The 19,608-nt window shown below is 29.4% G+C and carries 18 protein-coding genes; 17 read left to right on the forward strand and 1 reads right to left on the reverse strand.

The features are described 5' to 3' along the window. Positions 1-3 precede the first annotated feature (3 nt). On the forward strand, positions 4-543 hold the full coding sequence (locus ACZJV1_RS05815; RefSeq protein ID WP_463651725.1) for a DJ-1 family glyoxalase III: 540 nt from the start codon (positions 4-6) through the stop codon (positions 541-543). 19 nt (positions 544-562) lie between these two features. Then, positions 563-2,344 (forward strand): single-stranded-DNA-specific exonuclease RecJ, encoded by a 1,782-nt coding sequence (gene recJ, locus ACZJV1_RS05820; RefSeq protein ID WP_463651726.1) that lies wholly within the window; start codon positions 563-565, stop codon positions 2,342-2,344. A 107-nt stretch (positions 2,345-2,451) separates the two neighbouring features. On the opposite strand, the gene ACZJV1_RS05825 is transcribed toward recJ, so the two are convergent. Further along, positions 2,452-2,634 carry an alpha/beta-type small acid-soluble spore protein gene (locus ACZJV1_RS05825; RefSeq protein ID WP_322395167.1) on the reverse strand — a complete coding sequence of 61 codons (183 nt, stop codon included), beginning with the start codon at positions 2,632-2,634 and terminating at the stop codon, positions 2,452-2,454. 298 nt (positions 2,635-2,932) lie between these two features. Between ACZJV1_RS05825 and ACZJV1_RS05830 the strand changes: the two genes are divergently transcribed. The 15 genes from ACZJV1_RS05830 (at position 2,933) to ACZJV1_RS05900 (ending at position 19,598) form a co-directional block, all read left to right on the forward strand. Continuing rightward, the gene (locus ACZJV1_RS05830; RefSeq protein WP_460288058.1) at positions 2,933-4,024 is read left to right on the forward strand and encodes an undecaprenyldiphospho-muramoylpentapeptide beta-N-acetylglucosaminyltransferase; all 1,092 of its coding nucleotides are present in this window, start codon (positions 2,933-2,935) and stop codon (positions 4,022-4,024) included. Between the two features lie 157 nt (positions 4,025-4,181). Beyond that, a complete protein-coding gene (locus tag ACZJV1_RS05835; protein ID WP_411170301.1) occupies positions 4,182-4,607 on the forward strand; it encodes a flavodoxin in 426 nt (141 codons plus the stop codon). A 180-nt stretch (positions 4,608-4,787) separates the two neighbouring features. Continuing rightward, complete coding sequence (gene nifJ / locus ACZJV1_RS05840; protein ID WP_463652142.1) at positions 4,788-8,300, forward strand: pyruvate:ferredoxin (flavodoxin) oxidoreductase; 3,513 nt, start codon at positions 4,788-4,790, stop codon at positions 8,298-8,300. 144 nt (positions 8,301-8,444) lie between these two features. Further along, complete coding sequence (locus ACZJV1_RS05845) at positions 8,445-8,774, forward strand: DUF1292 domain-containing protein (protein WP_460288055.1); 330 nt, start codon at positions 8,445-8,447, stop codon at positions 8,772-8,774. Between the two features lie 274 nt (positions 8,775-9,048). Then, entirely contained in the window at positions 9,049-9,870 is an 822-nt protein-coding gene (locus tag ACZJV1_RS05850) for a PHP domain-containing protein (RefSeq protein ID WP_463651727.1), read from the forward strand. A gap of 13 nt (positions 9,871-9,883) precedes the next feature. Then, positions 9,884-11,077 (forward strand): pyridoxal phosphate-dependent aminotransferase, encoded by a 1,194-nt coding sequence (locus ACZJV1_RS05855; RefSeq protein WP_463651728.1) that lies wholly within the window; start codon positions 9,884-9,886, stop codon positions 11,075-11,077. A gap of 176 nt (positions 11,078-11,253) precedes the next feature. Then, the gene (locus tag ACZJV1_RS05860) at positions 11,254-11,892 is read left to right on the forward strand and encodes an HAD-IB family hydrolase (RefSeq protein ID WP_463651729.1); all 639 of its coding nucleotides are present in this window, start codon (positions 11,254-11,256) and stop codon (positions 11,890-11,892) included. Positions 11,893-11,906: 14 nt separating this feature from the next. Further along, entirely contained in the window at positions 11,907-12,722 is an 816-nt protein-coding gene (locus ACZJV1_RS05865; RefSeq protein ID WP_463651730.1) for an aminotransferase class IV, read from the forward strand. 118 nt (positions 12,723-12,840) lie between these two features. After that, positions 12,841-14,610 carry a DUF342 domain-containing protein gene (locus tag ACZJV1_RS05870; RefSeq protein ID WP_463651731.1) on the forward strand — a complete coding sequence of 590 codons (1,770 nt, stop codon included), beginning with the start codon at positions 12,841-12,843 and terminating at the stop codon, positions 14,608-14,610. Positions 14,611-14,625: 15 nt separating this feature from the next. Then, entirely contained in the window at positions 14,626-15,072 is a 447-nt protein-coding gene (locus ACZJV1_RS05875) for a chemotaxis protein CheW (RefSeq protein WP_460288048.1), read from the forward strand. Beyond that, positions 15,069-15,569 carry a chemotaxis protein CheD gene (locus ACZJV1_RS05880; protein WP_411170309.1) on the forward strand — a complete coding sequence of 167 codons (501 nt, stop codon included), beginning with the start codon at positions 15,069-15,071 and terminating at the stop codon, positions 15,567-15,569. Before ACZJV1_RS05875 ends, ACZJV1_RS05880 begins: the two co-directional genes overlap by 4 nt. 15 nt (positions 15,570-15,584) lie before the next feature. Further along, on the forward strand, positions 15,585-16,175 hold the full coding sequence (locus tag ACZJV1_RS05885; RefSeq protein ID WP_463651732.1) for a CheB methylesterase domain-containing protein: 591 nt from the start codon (positions 15,585-15,587) through the stop codon (positions 16,173-16,175). 8 nt (positions 16,176-16,183) lie between these two features. Next, entirely contained in the window at positions 16,184-16,948 is a 765-nt protein-coding gene (locus tag ACZJV1_RS05890) for a CheR family methyltransferase (RefSeq protein WP_460288043.1), read from the forward strand. Between the two features lie 14 nt (positions 16,949-16,962). Further along, complete coding sequence (locus ACZJV1_RS05895; protein WP_463651733.1) at positions 16,963-18,984, forward strand: chemotaxis protein CheW; 2,022 nt, start codon at positions 16,963-16,965, stop codon at positions 18,982-18,984. Between the two features lie 14 nt (positions 18,985-18,998). After that, on the forward strand, positions 18,999-19,598 hold the full coding sequence (locus ACZJV1_RS05900; RefSeq protein WP_411170313.1) for a chemotaxis protein CheC: 600 nt from the start codon (positions 18,999-19,001) through the stop codon (positions 19,596-19,598). Positions 19,599-19,608: the final 10 nt, after the last annotated feature.

Genomic DNA, 19,608 nt, shown 5'->3' on the forward strand with positions numbered 1-19,608 from the left:
TTTATGGCAAAAGTAGCAATTTTATTAGCTGATGGATTTGAAACTTTAGAGGCTTTAACAACTGTTGATATATTAAGAAGAACTGATGTAATATGTCATACATTTGCATTAGAAGGTGAAGAGGTCACTACTTCTCACAATATAAAAATGAAAGCTGATAAAGATATTATGAATAAGGAAATAGAAGATTACGACTTTTTAGTCTTACCAGGTGGAATGCCAGGAGCTAGAAATTTGAAGGATAGTGAAAGAGTTATTGAACTTATAAATAAGTTTAACAACTCAAATAAATGGATTTGCGCTATTTGTGCAGGGCCAATAGCTTTAGGTAAAGCAGGAATAACAAAAAATAAAAATATGACTTGTTACCCTGGATTTGAAAATGAAATAAGTGATTGTAATTATAAAGAAGATTTAGTTGTAGTAGATGGTAATATAATTACAGGAAAAGGACCAGCAGCAGCAATTCCCTTTGCTTTTGAAATACTATCTCAAATTTCAAAAGATAAGGTGAATTCTATAAAAAAAGCTATGTTATTTTAGGTTTGCCTAAGGGGGAAAAATGAAAGAAAATTGGATACTAGTAAATAAAAAAGAGAGCTTTTTAAGGCTCTCTAATTCTATAAATGAAAATCCTTTAGTGTTAAGGCTTTTAGCCAATAGAGGCATAGATACAGTTGGAGAAGTTAGTAGATTTCTTAATGGAACAATTCATGATTTTTATGATGGACATCTTATGGCTGATATGAAAAAGGGTATAGATATAATAAAAAATGCTGTTTTAAATAATAAAAAAATAATAATTTATGGAGATTATGATTGTGACGGAGTAATTAGCACTGTGATATTTTTTAATGCATTAAATAGTATTGGAGCTAATTATAGCTACTATATCCCAAATAGAGAAGATGAAGGCTATGGAATGCACAGTGGTAGAATAAGAAAGCTTAAAGAAGAAGGCTATGAAGTTATTTTAACTTGTGATAATGGAATTTCAGCTTTTGAACAAGTGGAGCTTGCTAAAGAATTAGGAATGGAGATAGTTATTACAGATCATCATGATATACCAATTAGAGAAAATATTAATGGCGAACTAGTAGAAACTATTCCAGAGGCTGATGCAGTAGTAAATCCTAAAAGAGGAGATTGTAGCTATCCATTTAAAAAATTATGTGGAGCAGGAGTTGCATTAAAATTTTCAAAGTGTTTATATGATGAATTTAATATAAGTGAAGAGAAATTTTTAAATCTTATACAGTTTGCAGCTATAGCAACAGTTTGTGATGTTGTAGATTTAGTAGATGAGAACAGAATAATAGTTAAAAAGGGACTAGAGCTATTAAATGAAAGTAAAAATCTTGGCATACAGGAATTGAGAAAAGTAACTGGATTAAGTGATAAAAAAATAGAGGAATACCACTTGGGGTTTGTTATAGGACCCTGTATAAATGCTACTGGTAGATTAGAAACAGCAGATCTATCTGTGGAATTATTGATTACTAAAGAATTAGAGAAAGCAAAACATTTAGCAATGCAGCTAAATGAACTAAATACAATAAGGCAGGATTTAACAAAAGAAAGTTCGGAAAGAATTATAAAAAGAATAGAAAAAGAAAAGAAAAAAGAAGAAAAAGTAATAGTAGTTTATGATGATACAATTCATGAAAGTATAGCAGGTATAGTTGCGGGCAGAGTAAAAGAAAGATTTAATATGCCTTGTATAGTAATAACTAAAGGAAAGGAAATGCCTAAGGGATCTGCAAGATCAATAGAAGGATACAATATATTTGAAGAACTAAGTAAGTGTAGCGAATTGTTAGAAAAATTCGGAGGTCACCCGATGGCTGCGGGATTATCACTTAAGGAGGAGAATATAATATCCTTAAGAGAAAAGTTAAACTCTATCTGTCCTTTATGCGATGAGGATATTATTCCTATAGTAAAGATAGATTCTCCACTTAATTTAAATTACTTAAATGAAGAGTTAATAGAAGTAATAGAAAGTTTAAGACCTTTTGGTAAGGGGAATTCTAGCCCTTTATTCGCAGTAAAAAATGTTCTTGTAGAAAGAATATGGCTTTTAGGAAAAGAGAAGAATTTTTTAAAGCTTAGATTTAAATTTAAATTTAATGAAAAATATTTATATATAGATGGTGTAAGCTTTGATAAATTTATTGATTTTAAGAAAGACTATATAGATAGGTATGGAGAAGAAGATTTTTCAAGAGCTTGCGACAGTAGCTATATAAATACAATGGCAGATATAATTTATTATCCTAATATTAATGAGTTTAATGGTAGAAGGAATATTCAGCTTATGATAAAACATATAAGAGTTAATTAATAAATAGGAGTTATCTTAACATGATATTAATCACTTTAAGATAACTCCTTTATTTGTAGCATTACTTTATTTATAAGTAATACATTAATGATATAACAAATGAAAAACTATTTCATGCCTCTTTCATATTGTTCTACCATTCTTTTAACCATTTCTCCTCCAACGCTACCGCATTGTTTTGAAGATAGTTCTCCATTGTAGTCAGAAAATGGTACTCCCATTTCATTAGCTACTTCGTTTTTGAATTTAGATAATCCATTTTTAGCTTCTGGTACTAATTTTTGTGCCATGTCTTTTCACCTCCTTTTTCCTTTGTGATTATAGCTTGTGCAATTTTTTTGTAATTATAATATGTAAGTTAAGGAAGAAGGGTATAATAGTGGAAGAGAGTACATTATATTTTTATTAAAATAAAGTTTTTTTCTTACTTAAAATTTAAAAATAACATTTAAATTGTTTAAAATAATATGATATATTGATATAGGAATTTATTTTGAAAAATAATAATTTTTTTATATGTTTTATAAATAGAGGATAAAGATTTAATAATATATTTCATAAAATATTAGTTTTAAAAGGAGTGTTTAAATGAATAAATACAAAATAATAATGACTGGGGGAGGAACGGCAGGACATGTTACCCCTAATTTAGCTTTAGTACCAAAGTTAAAAGAAGAAGGATTTGAAATAAAATATATAGGTAGCAAGGATGGCATTGAGAAAGAAATAATAAAAGATGCCAATATACCATACTACCAAATTTCTTCAGGAAAACTTAGAAGGTATTTTGATGTTAAAAACTTTACAGATCCTTTTAAAGTTATGAAGGGAGTTGTAGAAGCAAATAAAATACTTAAAAAAGAAAAACCTAATATAATATTTTCTAAGGGGGGATTTGTTGCAGTACCTGTAGTGATTGCAGCTTCAATGAGAAAAATTCCTGTTGTATCCCACGAATCAGATTTAACTCCAGGGTTAGCTAATAAGTTATCTTCACCATTTTGTTCAAAGTTATGTGTTACTTTTAGAGAAAGTTTAAATTATGTAAAAGATGGAAAAGGAGTGTTAACAGGAACACCTATAAGAAAAGAAATATTAAACGGAAGTAGTATTAAGGGAAAAGAAATTTGCGGATTTAAAGATAATAAAGAAATATTACTTATAGTAGGTGGGAGCTTAGGGGCTAAAAGCATTAATGATGAAGTAAGAAAAAATATAAATAAACTATTGGAAACATTTAATATTATTCATATTTGCGGAAAAGGTAATTTAGCAGAAGAGTTAAATAATATTAAAGGATATATACAATATGAGTATGTAAAAGATGAACTTCCACATTTATTAAAATCAGCAGATTATGTAATATCAAGAGCTGGCGCAAATGTAATATTTGAGTTATTAGCACTAAAAAAACCAACTCTTTTAATTCCATTATCTAAGAAGATAAGTAGAGGAGATCAAATTTTAAATGCAAAATCCTTTGAAAAAGAAGGATATTCAGTAGTGCTTGATGAAGATGAAATGATGGAAAATCAAGAAATGCTATTATCAAAAATTGAAGAACTTAAAAATAAAAAAGATACTATAATAAAAAATATGAAAAATAGTGGTATTACTAATGGTGTAGATGCGATTTTTAGAGTAATAATCCAAAGTATAGAGTTAAATAAAATAAAATAAGCTATTTTTTATGTGCAAAGGTTATATTCAATTAATATGACATGTATAAAACTTGCAAAATAAAAATAGTGTTATATAATAAAATAGTAAGTAAAAATAGGTAGTGCATATCCAAAAAAATGACTTAATTTAAGTCAAAGGATGAGGTGATGTAATTATGAAAAAAATATCTGTTATTTATTGGAGTAATGGAGGCAATGTTGAGGTTCTTGCAAACTCAATTGCAGAAGGTGCTAAAGAAGCTGGTGCAGATGTAAATGTCAAGTATGTTTGCGATGCAACAGTTGAAGATGTAACTGAAGCTGACGCAGTTGCTTTCGGAAGTCCATCAATGGATAATAATAGAATTGAACAACATGAAATGGAACCATTTATAAATCAATTTAAGCTATTACCTAACAAACAAAAGAAGATAGTATTATTTGGATCATATGGATGGGACGATGGAAAATTCATGGTTGACTGGGTTCAACGTATGAATGACTATGACTTTAATGTTGCAGGACACATCGCCGTTAAAGAATCGCCAAGTGAAGAAGAGCTTTTAGAGGCAAAGAACCTTGGTGAGGAATTAACAAAATAGATTCTTTGAGGGGATAAAGACTCAGGGAAGTACCTGATAGGGGTTGGGTACGGAGACGTAATTAAAGCGATTGAATCTTTTCTTGCCCAAAATTTATTTCTTAATAATAAATACAGTTTGAAATTTCTGTATTTAACGTATTTATAAAATTTTATATATAAGGAAGAGAGGTCAAACATGATGAGAAAAATGAAAACTATGGATGGTAATACGGCTGCTGCTCATATATCTTATGCATTTACAGAAGTGGCTGCTATATTCCCAATCACACCGTCATCACCAATGGCTGAACATGTTGATGAATGGGTAGCACAAGGAAGAAAGAACATATTCGGACAACCTGTTAAGGTTATGGAAATGCAATCAGAAGCTGGAGCAGCTGGAGCTGTTCATGGATCTTTACAAGCTGGTGCATTAACTACAACATATACTGCATCACAAGGTCTATTATTAATGATCCCAAATATGTACAAAATTGCTGGTGAAATGCTTCCAACAGTATTCCATGTATCAGCAAGAGCATTAGCAACTTCTTCATTAAGTATATTTGGAGACCATCAAGACGTTATGGCTGCAAGACAAACTGGTTTTGCAATGCTTGCAGAAGGTTCAGTTCAAGAAGTTATGGATTTAGCAGCAGTAGCTCACTTAACTTCTATAAAGACTAGAATACCATTTATGAACTTCTTTGACGGATTTAGAACTTCACATGAAATTCAAAAAATAGAAGTTTTAGAATATGATGAATTAGCTAAGTTAGTTGATTATGATGCTTTAGATGCTTTTAGAAAGAGAGCTTTAAACCCAAATCACCCAGTAACAAGAGGTACAGCACAAAATCCTGATATATACTTCCAAACTAGAGAATCAGTAAATAGATTCTACGAAGATATTCCAGAAGTTGTTGAAAGCTACATGGCTGAAATAACTAAGTTAACAGGAAGAGAATACCACTGCTTCGATTACTATGGTGCTCCAGATGCTGATAGAGTAATAGTTACAATGGGATCTTCAACTGACGTTGCTGAAGAAACTATTGACTACTTAACTTCAAAGGGAGAAAAAGTTGGGGTAGTTAAAGTAAGACTTTACAGACCATTCTCAACAGAAAGATTATTAAAGGTAATACCAGCTACAGTAAAATCTATAGCTGTTTTAGATAGAACAAAGGAACCAGGTTCAATTGGAGAACCATTATACTTAGATATTAAGAGTGCATTCTATGGTAGAGAAAATGCTCCAGTTATAGTTGGAGGAAGATATGGATTAGGTTCAAAAGATCCAAATCCAGCACACATAGCTTCAGTATATGCTAACTTAGCATCAGAAAATCCAAAGGATGGATTTACAATTGGTATAGTTGATGATGTAACTAATACTTCATTAGAAATATCAGGTGATATAGATGCTACTCCAGAAGGAACTAAAGCATGTAAGTTCTGGGGATTAGGATCAGATGGTACAGTTGGTGCTAATAAGAGTGCTATAAAAATTATTGGAGACCATACAGATATGTATGCTCAAGGATATTTCGCATATGATTCAAAGAAATCAGGTGGTATAACAGTATCTCACTTAAGATTTGGTAAGAAACAAATTAAGTCACCTTATTTAGTTGATAAAGCTGATTTTATAGCATGTCATAATCAAGCTTATGTTTATAAGTATGATGTATTAGAAGGATTAAAGAAAAATGGTAAGTTCTTATTAAATACAATTTGGACACCAGAAGAAGTTAATGAAAAATTACCAGCTTCAATGAAGAGATATATAGCTGAAAATAACATTGATTTCTACACTTTAAATGCTGTTAAGATAGCACAAGAAATTGGTCTTGGTGGAAGAATCAATATGATAATGCAAGCTGCATTCTTTAAGATTGCTAACATCATTCCAGTTGAAGATGCTGTTAAATACTTAAAAGACGCTGTTGTTAAGTCATATGGTAAAAAAGGTGAAAAAGTTGTTAATATGAACAATGCCGCTATAGATAAAGGTGTTGAATCTGTAGTTAAAATAGAAGTTCCAGCAGATTGGAAGAATGCTGCTGATGAAGCTAAGAAAGATAGAAATGATATTCCAGACTTCATCAAAAATATTGTTGAGCCAATTAATGCTCAAAAAGGATTTGACCTTCCAGTTTCAGCATTTGATGGAATGGAAGATGGTACATTCATGGCAGGTACTGCTGCATATGAAAAGAGAGGTATAGCTATCAATGTTCCAGAATGGCAACAAGATAAATGTATCCAATGTAACCAATGTGCATATGTATGTCCACATGCTGTTATAAGACCATTCTTATTAAATGAAAATGAAAAAGAAAATGCACCAGAATCAATGAAAATTGTTCCTGCAAAGGCATTAAAGACAGAAGAACCAACATTCTATACAATTGGAGTTACTCCATTAGATTGTACAGGTTGTGGAAACTGTGCTCAAGTTTGTCCAGCACCTGGTAAAGCATTAATAATGAAACCAATGGATACTCAAGAAGAGCAAATTGAAGCTTGGGATTATGCAGTTAAAGATGTTGCACCTAAGAAGAACCCAATGAATAAGAACACAGTTAAAGGTAGCCAATTCGAACAACCATTATTTGAGTTCTCAGGAGCTTGTGCAGGTTGTGGAGAAACTCCATATGCTAAGCTTGTAACTCAATTATTCGGTGATAGAATGATGATTGCTAATGCTACTGGATGTTCATCAATTTGGGGTGGATCAGTTCCAGCAACTCCATATACAATAAATAATGAAGGACACGGTCCAGCTTGGGCTAACTCATTATTCGAAGATAATGCTGAATTTGGATTAGGTATGTTCTTAGGAGTTAAGGCTATAAGAGAAAGAATAGCTGATAACATGAAGAAGGCTCTAGAAGTAGAAACTTCAGAAGATGTTAAAGCAGTACTTCAAGACTGGTTAGATCACATGAACAGTGGAGAAGGTACAAGAGATAGAGGTAATAGAGTTCTTGCTACTTTAGAAAATGTTGATGCTGATTATGCAAGAGAAATCTTAAAGGATAAAGAATTCCTAGTTAAGAGATCTCAATGGATATTCGGAGGAGACGGATGGGCATATGACATCGGATACGGTGGATTAGACCATGTTCTTGCTTCAGGAGAAGACGTAAATGTTCTTGTATTTGATACAGAAATATACTCAAATACTGGTGGACAATCTTCAAAATCAACTCCAACTGCTGCAATAGCTAAGTTTGCTGCATCAGGAAAGAGAACTAAGAAGAAAGATCTAGGAATGATGGCTATGACATATGGATATGTATATGTAGCTCAAATTTCTATGGGTGCAGATAAGAACCAAACTCTTAAGGCAATAGCAGAAGCTGAAGCTTACGATGGTCCATCATTAATCATTGCTTATGCTCCATGTATAAGCCATGGTATTAAGAATGGTATGGCTAATAGCCAAGATGAAGCTAAAAAAGCAGTTGAATCTGGATATTGGGGACTATACAGATACAATCCAAGTTTAATTGGAACTAAGAACCCATTCTCATTAGATTCTAAGGAACCAAAGAGTAGCTTTAGAGAATTCTTAATGGGAGAAGTTAGATATGCTTCATTAGCAAAAGCATTCCCAGAAGCAGCTGAAGCTCTATTTGAGAAGACAGAAAAGGATGCTATGGAAAGATTAGCAAACTACAAGAGATTAGCTGAACAACAATAGTTTTAAAATAAGGGGCTATTTAGCCCCTTATTTTTTTATTTAATAACATCAATTGAAAAATAATTTAATATTTTGCTTTTAATTTCTATTAATTAAGGGTAGAATTAAATAGAATGATAACCTACATGAAGGAGGATTATAACAATGGATAATGAAAATAAATGTGGATGCCACGAAGGAACTGGGTGTGGAAATCATCATGAACATGATCATCATGAAGGATGCGGATGTGGAGAAGACCATCACGAGCATTTTGTTGTAGATTTAGAAGATGATAATGGAAATGTTGTATCATGTCCAATTATAGATGCTTTTGAATTTGAGGAAAATGAGTATATTTTAGCTCAAGATCCAAATGAAGATTCAGTTTACTTATTTAGATCAACTGAAGATGGAGAATTAGTAGTTCCAGAAGAAGAAGAGTTTGATAGAGTATCAAAATTTTATAGTGAAGAATTAGTTGATGAAGAATAAAAAAAGTGCCAAATAAGGCACTTTTTTTATTTATAGAAAAATATAAAATTTGAAATTTTTAGAGATATGATTATATAGGCTTTTAGTAATTTACAAAAATATATTTATTTTATACTTTTATTCATTCAGTTTTCAAGAGAACATATATAAGTTTACGTTGACTTGGAGTGAAACAACGGAGCAAGGGAAATTACTATCTACAATTTTTTAATTGTTATTTTATATTAATAATGATATATTTTTAATATATATACTTAAGAAATAAGGTGTTAAAATGAACTATGCAGATTTACATATTCATTCAAATTATTCAGATGGCAACATGACACCAGAAGAAATTATAAAAACTGCTCAAGGCTTAGGAGTGAAAAATATTTCTATAACAGACCATGATTCCATAATGTCACAATATGTGATTAATAACTCATATGATGATATAAATTTGATACCTGGAATAGAGTTAAGTACTGAGTATGAAGATTTAGAGTTACACATACTAGGCTATTTTATAAATATAAAAGATGAAAACTTAATAAATACTGTAGATAAATTAAATAAAGCTAGAATAAATAGAGTAGAAGAAATACTTTTTAAGTTAAAAAGAAATAATATTGATTTAGCTATAGATGATTTAGCTATTGATTTAGACTCTACAGTTGGAAGAAGTCATGTTGCTAACGCAATGGTTAGAAAAGGATACTTTGACAACTATAAAGCTGCTTTTACTAGTTTTCTAGTCAAGGGAAAGCCTGCTTACGTGAGAGGGTGCAAATTAAACTATAAAGATGCCATACAAGTTATAAATAATTCAGGGGGAATTGCGGTACTAGCACATCCGGGACAAATTTATAAAGGGTTAGCCATAGAAAATATAGTAAAAGACTTGAAGTTTTATGGATTAAAGGGAATAGAAGTATATCATCCTAGTCATTCTAGAGAACGAACTAATAGTTTCTATAATATATGCAAAAAATATAAATTATTTATAACGGGTGGTAGTGATTATCATGGTAAGGAATGTTGCAATGAGAATACAATAGGTAGTTATGGAATAAATGAAGAATTATTAAATAAACTTATAAATTTAAAAAAATAAATGGAGGTATAAAATGGATTTATCAAAAAAAGCAATGGGAATTAACCCATCCATAACATTAGAAATTACAGCAAAGGCAAAAGCATTGAAAGAATCAGGAGTTGATGTAATAAGTTTTGGCGCAGGTGAACCAGATTTTAATACTCCAGAAAATATAATTAATGCAGCTATATTAGCTATGAAAGAAGGAAAAACAAAATATACAGCAACAAGTGGAATTTTAGAATTAAGGAAAGCTATTTGTAATAAATTTAGACAAGAGAATGGATTATATTATGAGCCTAGCCAAGTGGTAGTATCTACAGGAGCTAAGCAAAGTCTAGCAAATGCTTTTATGGCGATACTTAATCCTGGAGACGAGGTTATAATACCAACTCCTTATTGGGTAAGTTATCCTGAGTTAGTTAAATTAGCAGATGGCATACCAGTATTTGTTAACACTCTTAAAGAGAATGATTACAAATATACAATTAAAGATTTGAAAGATGTTCTTACAAATAAAACTAAAGCCATTCTAATAAATAGTCCTAACAATCCAACTGGAAGTATATATAGCAAAAAAGAGTTAATAGAAATTGCAGAGTTTGCAAAAGAAAGTGACTTAATAATAATATCAGATGAAATATATGAAAAATTAATATATGATAATGAAAATCATATAAGTATTGCTTCTATATCAGAAGATTCATTCAATAGGACTATAGTAATTAATGGATTATCTAAATCTTATGCTATGACTGGTTGGAGGGTAGGATACTCTGCTTCTAGCAAAGAAATAGCTACCCTTATGAGCAGTGTCCAAAGTCATGTTACATCAAATGTAAATTCAATTTCTCAATATGCGGCTGTTGAAGCTTTAACTGGAAGCCAAATTAATATAGAGGCTATGATAAAAGAGTTTGAAAAAAGAAGAAATTACATGATTGATAGATTACAAAAAATAGATAGTTTATCAATTATAAGACCTAAAGGGGCCTTTTATATAATGGTTTGTGTAGAAAACTATTATGGGAAATCAATAGATAGAGATCCGATACTAACATCTTTAGATTTTTCCAAAAGCTTATTAAAAGAAGAAAATGTTGCAGTAATACCAGGAGCAGCTTTTGGGTTAGATAGTTATATAAGGTTGTCTTATGCAACATCTATAGAAATTATAAAAGAAGGATTAAATAGATTAGAAGAATTTTTAAAAAAATTAAGTTAATAAAATAAAAAAATATTATTGTTTGAGTAGTTTACTTTATAGATATATCTTAAACAGTAATATTTTTTTGTCTTCAGATATAGTCTATACTTTAAAGTCAATTCAGTGACTAATTTGTTTAAATATAGCAGATTATAGTATATAATTAATAGTGAAATAGCCTAGGAGGGGTTGGGATGGATAAACTAGCAATATTTGATGTAGACTATACTATAACTAGAAAAGAAACTCTAATGCAATTATTTAAATATGTTATTATTAAAGATATAAGGAGTATTAAATTTCTTCCAAGAGCTTTGTATAGTGGATTGATGTATTCTATAAAAATATATGATGAAAAAAGAGTTAAAGAAAGTTTTCTTAAATTTATAGATGGAATAGATGAAAAGGAATTAACTTTATTAATTAAAAATTTCTATAAAGATGTTCTAGAAAAAATATTATATAAAGATGCCATAGAAATGATGAAAAACTTAAAACAGCAAGGATATAAAATATATTTAATATCAGCTTCTCCAGAGTTTTATTTAAGGGAATTTTATGCTATAAAGGAAGTTGATATGATTATAGGAACAAAATTTACTTTAAAAGATGGTAAATTTATAAGACGAATGCAAGGAGAAAATTGTAAGGGTGAAGAAAAGGTAAGGAGACTTAAAGAAGTTTTAAAAAGAGATAACATAGATGTTGATTATAAAAACTCCTATATGTTTTCAGATTCATTATCAGATAAACCTTTATTAGATTTAGTTGGAAATGCATATTTAATAAATTATAAAAAGAAAAATAATTTTGAGATATTAAAATGGAAGTAGTGAGGAGAATTAATATGGAAGCTATTTTAGAATACTATTTGGAAGATGGTCATTTAGAAAGTATAAATAATTATACAAATGATACGACAGAAAAAGAAAGAGTTATATATGAAGTTATAAGAGTGATTAATAAAGTTCCTTTATTTTATGAAGATCATATAAAAAGATTAGAATCTTCTTTTAGATTAATGGAAAAACCATTTTCTTATAAGTATGATAAGATAAAGGATTACTTAATTAGACTTATACATGCTAACAATTTAGAGTACGGTAATATAAAGCTTACCTTCGATATAAAAACAGATACAATGAAAGTTTTTACTATAAAACATAATTACCCAAGAGATGATATGTATAAAAGTGGAGTTGAAACTATACTTTATCACGGGGAAAGAATAAATCCTAATGCAAAGGTGGTTGATAGTAATTTTAGAAAAAAAGTAACAGATGAAATTATTAAATCCAATGCATTTGAAGCGATACTTGTGAATTCCAATGGTTTTATAACAGAGGGGAGTAAATCTAATATATTTATGATAAAAGAAGGAAAATTATACACTTCTCCATTAGAGGATGTTTTACCAGGAGTTACAAGAGGTAGAATAATATCTTTAGCTAAGAACTTAGGAATAACTTTTGAAGAAAAAAAGATAAATTTTAATGATTTAAAAGAAATAGATGCTATGTTTATATCAGGAACTTCGCCTAAAATACTTCCAATATCAAAAGTAGATGATATAAATTTAAATATAGAGAATGAGATTATGAGAAAGTTAATTAAGGAATTTGATGAAGAAATAAAGTTGTATGTAGAAAAATTTAGATGTTAATATGCTAATTAGTTATATATTTTTTAAAAAATTAAATAATATTTAAAAAAATATTAAAGTATGATATTATTAAATGGAAATTAAAGTATGGTAAAGTAGTAGAGAGGTGTTTGGGCGAATGGAAGAAAATTATAATAAGGTCAATAACGTTGATGGAAGTGCTTTGGTAAAAGGCAGAAAGATAATAATTAAAAATCCAATTGGAAATGGTAAATATGCTACCATTTCACCACCTTTAGATGGGGATTTATACATAAATGGTGAGAAGATAAATAGAACAAGCACTGTAAAAGAAGAAGACTCTATAGAATTTAAGGCGTTAAAGGAGCCTGGAAAAAGAACAATAGATATAAGCTTTAATTCAGATAAAACTGAGGCTTATATATCTATTTCTTATAAAAAAGAGGTTATATATTACTTAAAAGATTTAGAGGAAACTAATAATTTAATATTAGAATTAGATATAGAAGAGGGAAATGAACCTCCTATAATTACAGAAGATCAATTAATTAATGAGTTAAAAAAAGTTGGTATATCTTATGGAATAGATAAAGATTCTATAGAATACATAAAAGTTAATAAAGATATAAATAAAATGCTAGTGGCAAAAGGCGTAAAAGTAAAACCTCCAATTGAAGATAGTTTAAAAATATTTTTTAATTATAGCAAAAAAATAAAAATAGATGAAAATAAAGAAAAAATAGATTTTAGAGATTTTAATTATATAACAAGTGTTAAAGCTAATGAAGTTTTAGCCGAAATTATAAAAGGGGAAAATGGTGTTGATGGGAAAAGTGTTTTTTCTGAAAGAATACCAGGAAAGGAAAAGAAAAAAATCAATTTTTTAGCTGGACAAGGTTGTAAGCTAAAAGATAACTTAATAATATCAACTATAGATGGAAAACCAAATTTTAATAAAGGTACTATATGGGTTGAACCTATATATATATTAAATAAGGATGTTACAATGGCTACAGGAAATATTAAATTCCCTGCTAATGTTCAAATAAATGGAAAAGTTACTGAAGGTATGAAAATAACTTCAGGTGGTAGTGTATTTGTAAAAAGTGGAGTATTTAATGCTTTTATAGAGTCGAAGAATACATCGGAAATTTTGGGCAATGTAGTTCATTCTGTTGTTGAAGTTGGAGGAGCAGATTTAGTTAAAGAGATTAGAATTAAAACCTTAAATGAGTTAAAAGAGGATTTAAAGTCTCTAGTAGCTAATGTTGTTTATTTAAAAGAGCATAATTTAATTCAAAAGGATATAACTGATGGAATGATAGTTAAATTATTAATAGAAACAAAATATAAAAGTGTTTCTAAGAATTGTGTTAAGGCTATGTCGAATGCTATGAAAGATAGTTGCTACAATTCGGAAGTTATAAAATTAATTAGAGGAAAGCTTATAGGTGCAGCTCCTAGTAATATAAAAGATATTACTGAAGTTGAAGGAATAATAGAAGAATTAAATAAGGAATTAGAAGAATTAGAAAAAGAAACAATAATAACTTCAGATTTAACTATAGAATATGCGCAAGAGTCTGAAATAATCGTTGTAGGCGATATAAATATAATTGGTAAAGGATTGTTTACTAGTAAATTAAGTTCATCTGGTAATATTAAATTTTGTTTAAAAAATTCTGTATGTAGAGGTGGGCATTTAAAAGCGGGTAAGTGTATTAATGCTTCAATTGTAGGTAGTGATTCAGGAGTATTTACTAACTTAGAAGTAGATAAAGATGGAGAAATTTTTGTAGACACTGCATATCATAACACTATTTTCATTATAGGAAATAAAAAATATATTTTAGAAAAGCCATCAAAAAATGTACATGCTTATATAGATAAAGATAGTAGTTTAGTTGTAGATAAATTACTTCTGTAGGAGGAAAAAGAGATAATGAAGGAGATAAAAATATTAGTTTTTAAACTAGGTCATGAGTTTTATGCCACAGATATAATGGAAGTAGAAAGAATTCTAGGTTACGAAGAACCTACTGTTTTACCAGACTCACCAAGTTTTTTAGATGGAGTAATTAACTATGAAAATGGAGTTTTACCTATCATAAGTCTTGTAAAAAAATTTAAGCTAAAATTAGAAAATACCTCGGATAAAAAAATTATAGTGGTAAAAAGAGATGTAGGTAAATTTGGAATATCAGTAGATAGTGTTAGTGAAGTTCAAAGTATATTGGATGAGGAAATAAGCAATCCAGAAAGTCTTTCAACATTAATATCAAAAAGATATATAAAAGGACTAGTAAAGAAAAATAATAATATAATTATAATGCTAGACTTAGAAAAAATATTAACAATAGAAGAAGAAGAGATTATTTTTCAGGGGTGACGAATTTGGAGGAGAAGAAAGAGGTTAGAGTTGGAATAGCAGATGGAGCTATTGTTTCTGCCCCAGATAGATTAATAACCATGGGACTTGGATCCTGTGTCGGTATAGCCTTATATGATAAGGAAAAAAGAATTTCCGGATTAGTTCATATAATGTTACCAGATAGTACACAATTCAAAAACGTAGTCAATCCTTTTAAGTACGCTGATTTAGGAATTGAAAATTTGCTATCAAAAATGATATCTCTTGGATGTAGAAAGAGTAACATAACAGCTAAAATAGCAGGTGGAGCGTCAATGTTCAACTTTCCAGATAAGAAAATTATTAGTGATATTGGGAAAAGAAATAGCATTGCTGTTGTAGAAACTATAAAAAAATTATCTATTCCTTTAATAGCGGAAGATACAGGAGGAAACAAAGGAAGAACTATGATTTTAGAAAGTGAAGATGGTGCAGTTACAATTAGAAGTATTGGAAGTAGTCTAAAAAGACTATAGGAGGTGGATGCACTATTGGTACATAACGTTTTGAAAAGTAGACGAGACATAATTTTAATAGGAGCATCAACAGGTGGTCCTAATGCAATAGAAAAAGTAATTTCAGAATTAACTACGGATCTAGACATATCTGTTTTAGTAGTTCAGCATATGCCAAGTGGATTTACCAAAGCTTTTGCAGAAAGGTTAAATAAAAAATGTGCTCTAGATGTTTTAGAGGCTAGTGATGGTATTAAGATAGAAAAAAATAAAGTATATATTGCTCCAGGAGGATTTCATATGACTGTGGAAAAGCCAGGAGTTATAAGGACTAATAAAGAACCTCCAATTTGGGGGGTAAGACCTGCTGTTGATAAATTATTTATATCAGCATCAGCCATATATACTAATAGAATAATATCAGTTGTCCTAACAGGGATGGGAAAAGATGGAGCTGAAGGAACTGTAGTTGTAAAAATGAATAAAGGCATAACTATTTCACAAGATGAAAAGAGTTCCACTATCTATGGAATGCCAAAAGTAACTTATGAAACAGGATGCGTGGACTATGTACTTTCATTAAAAGATGTAGGTTCTAAAATAAAAAGCTTAGTTAATGCAAATTAGGAGGATATATGGACTTTACAGAATTTCACAATTGGATATATAGAGAGTTCAATATTAATTTAAATGCATATAAGCCGGAACAATTAAATAGAAGAATTGGAAGCTTAATGTCAAGAATAGGAGTAAAATCTTTAGATGATTATAAAAGACTTTTATTATCAGATGATGAAGAAAGACAAAGATTTTTAGATTTTATAACTATAAATGTTACAGAATTCTTTAGAAATCCAGAGTTGTTTAAGGAATTAGAGAAAACTTTAAAAAACTATATTTTAACTAATAATAAATTGAAAATTTGGAGTGCAGCCTGTTCAATAGGGTGCGAGCCTTACAGTATAGCGATGATGCTAAATGAAATAAATCCCGCAGGAAGAAACAATATAATTGCCACTGATATAGACAGCACTATATTAGCAAAGGCAAAGCTTGGAGAATATGTCCAAGGAGAAGTGAAAAATATAAGTGAAGACTATAAAAGAAAATATTTTAAAATATTAAAAGATAAATATATCATAGACAGTAAAATAAAATCTATTGTTACTTTCAAAAAGCATGATTTAATTTTAGGTAATTATGAAAAAGATTTTGACTTAATAGTGTGTAGAAATGTAATAATATATTTTAAAAATGATGTAAAAAAAGAAATATTTAAAAAGTTTTCAAACTCTTTAAAAAGTGGGGGATTACTATTTGTTGGAGCAACAGAAAGCATATACAATTACAAGGAATATGGATTAGAGAAAGTTTCTACTTTTATCTATAAGAAAGTATAAAGGGGTGAAATAAAATGGACGTATCTCAATACATGGGAATGTTTTTAGAAGAATCAATGGATAATTTACAAACCTTAAATGAAGCTTTATTAGATCTAGAGCAAGAGCCAAATAATATAGATAAAGTAAATGAAATATTTAGAGTAGCTCATACTATAAAAGGAATGGCCGCAACTATGGGATTCAATAATATAGCAGAATTAACCCATAAGATGGAGGATGTTTTATCGAAATTTAGAGAAGGTAAACTAAAGGTTACTAGCAATGTAGTTACAGTATTATTTGATTGTTTAGATACTTTAGAAAGAATGGTTAGCAATATAGAAGAAGGAAATGATGAAGAAGTAGAAATAGGAAATATAATAAGAGCCTTAGAAAGTGTTGCTGATGATAAAAATGTTTCAATAAGTAATGAAGAACAAATAATTAATGAGAAGGACATACAAGAAGATTCTATAAGTGTAAGTTTAAACGAGTATGACTTATCAGTAATGAAGCAAGCAAATGAAAATGGTTTTAACGGAGTTAGTATAGCAATAACTTTAAGAGAAGATACTTTGTTAAAATCAGCAAGAGCATTTTTAATAGTTCAAGAGCTTGAAACACAAGGGGAAATATTAAAATCTTTTCCATCAACTGAAGATATAGAAAATGAACAATTTGATACGGAGTTAACCTTTGTTTTGATAACAGCTAAATCAAAAGAAGAAGTAGAAAATTTAGTAAACAATATTTCTGAAGTTAGAGAAGTGAAAGTAGATTATATAACCTTAGAAGAAAATCATCAAGTAGATAATATTGAACCAAAAGATCAAATAGTAAAAGAAATAGAGAAAATTCAAATAAAAGATACTATAAATACATCAAATAAAATAGAAAAGCAAGATAAGAAAAGAGATAATAAAAGAGCACATCAATCTGTTAGAGTTGATTTAGAAAGAATAGATAAGCTTATGAATATGGTTTCTGAGCTTGTTATATATAGGACTAGATTAGAACAAATAGTTATAAATGATAAGTCACAGGAATTAATAGAGACATTAGAACAAGTTGAAAGAACAACTTCAGACTTACAAGACTTAGTTATGAAAATAAGAATGTTACCGTTAGAAGTAGTATTTAATAGATTCCCAAGAATGATAAGAGACTTATCTTTGGAACTTAAGAAGGAAATAAACTTCATTATAGAAGGTGCCGAAACTGAGCTTGATAGAACTGTTATAGATGAAATTGGAGAACCATTAATACATCTTTTGAGAAATGCAGCTGATCATGGAATAGAAACTAAAGAAGAGAGATCAGCAAAGGGCAAAAGTGAAGTTGGAACTATAAAATTAGTTGCATATCAAGAAGGAACTAAAGCATTAATAAAAGTAAGCGATGATGGAGCAGGAATAAATATTGAAAAAGTAAAGGCTAAGGCTGAAAAAGTTGGAATAAGTACTGAGGGACTAAGTGATAATGATATAAGAAATCTGATTTTTGCTCAAGGCTTCAGTACTAATACAGTAGTTACAGATATATCTGGTAGAGGTGTTGGAATGGATGTTGTAAAAACAAAAATTTCATCACTAGGTGGAACTGTAGATGTAATTAGCGAAGAGGGTAAAGGTTCAAGTTTCGTTATAAAACTACCATTAACACTTCAAATAATACAAGCTCTTTTAGTTAAGGTTGGAGATGAAACTTTAGCAATATCATTAGGATTTATAGATAGAGTTATAGATTATAAAGAAGAGAATATTAAAAAGACAAATGGTGAAGAAGTAATAGTTTATAGAGATGATATTATACCTTTAATTAGACTAAATGAAAGATTAGGAATAGAAACTAAAGAAAGTAAAAAGAAGTTTATAATTATAGTTAAAATTGGAGAGAAGACTGTTGGATTACTTGTTGATTCATTATTTGGACAACAAGAGATAGTAATTAAGCCTTTAGGAAAGACATTAAAATCACTAAAGGAATATATAGGAGCTACAATATTAGGAAATGGTTTAGTAACATTAATTCTTGATGTGGCAGCATTGATTTAGAAAGGAGGATCTTTATGGAATACAAGGATTTAACTTCATTTCAATTAGACGCTTTAAGAGAAGTTTCAAATATAGGGGCAGGTAATTCAGCGACATCATTATCAATGCTACTTGGAACTAAGATAGATATGTCAGTTCCAAATATGAATTTAATAGAATTTGATGAATTATTTAATAGTTATAAAGAAAATGGAGTTGTGGCTGTACTAGTAAAAGTACTTGACGACATTCCAGGAAGTATTCTTTATGTCTTTGAAGAAGATGTAGCTTTAAATATGATATCTAAGATGACTTGTATTGATGAAGAAAGTATAACGGAAATGGGTATTTCCGTTATAGGAGAAATAGGTAATATAATATCATCATCTTTTATGAATGCAATTGCAAGTTTTACAGGGTTAAAGGCCACAGTATCAGTACCAGCAGTAGCTAATGACATGCTAAGTGCAATACTTATTTCAACATTTGTTGAAACAGGACAGCACCAAGAGTATGTTTTAGATATAGAAACACTATTTATTGGAGAAGGAGATAATAAAATACAAGGTCACTTTTATTTCGTACCATCTCCAGGATCATTAGAAAAAATTTTAGAATCATTAGGAATAAAATAATTTGGAGGGA

Source organism: Clostridium sp. LS3 (assembly GCF_055330225.1).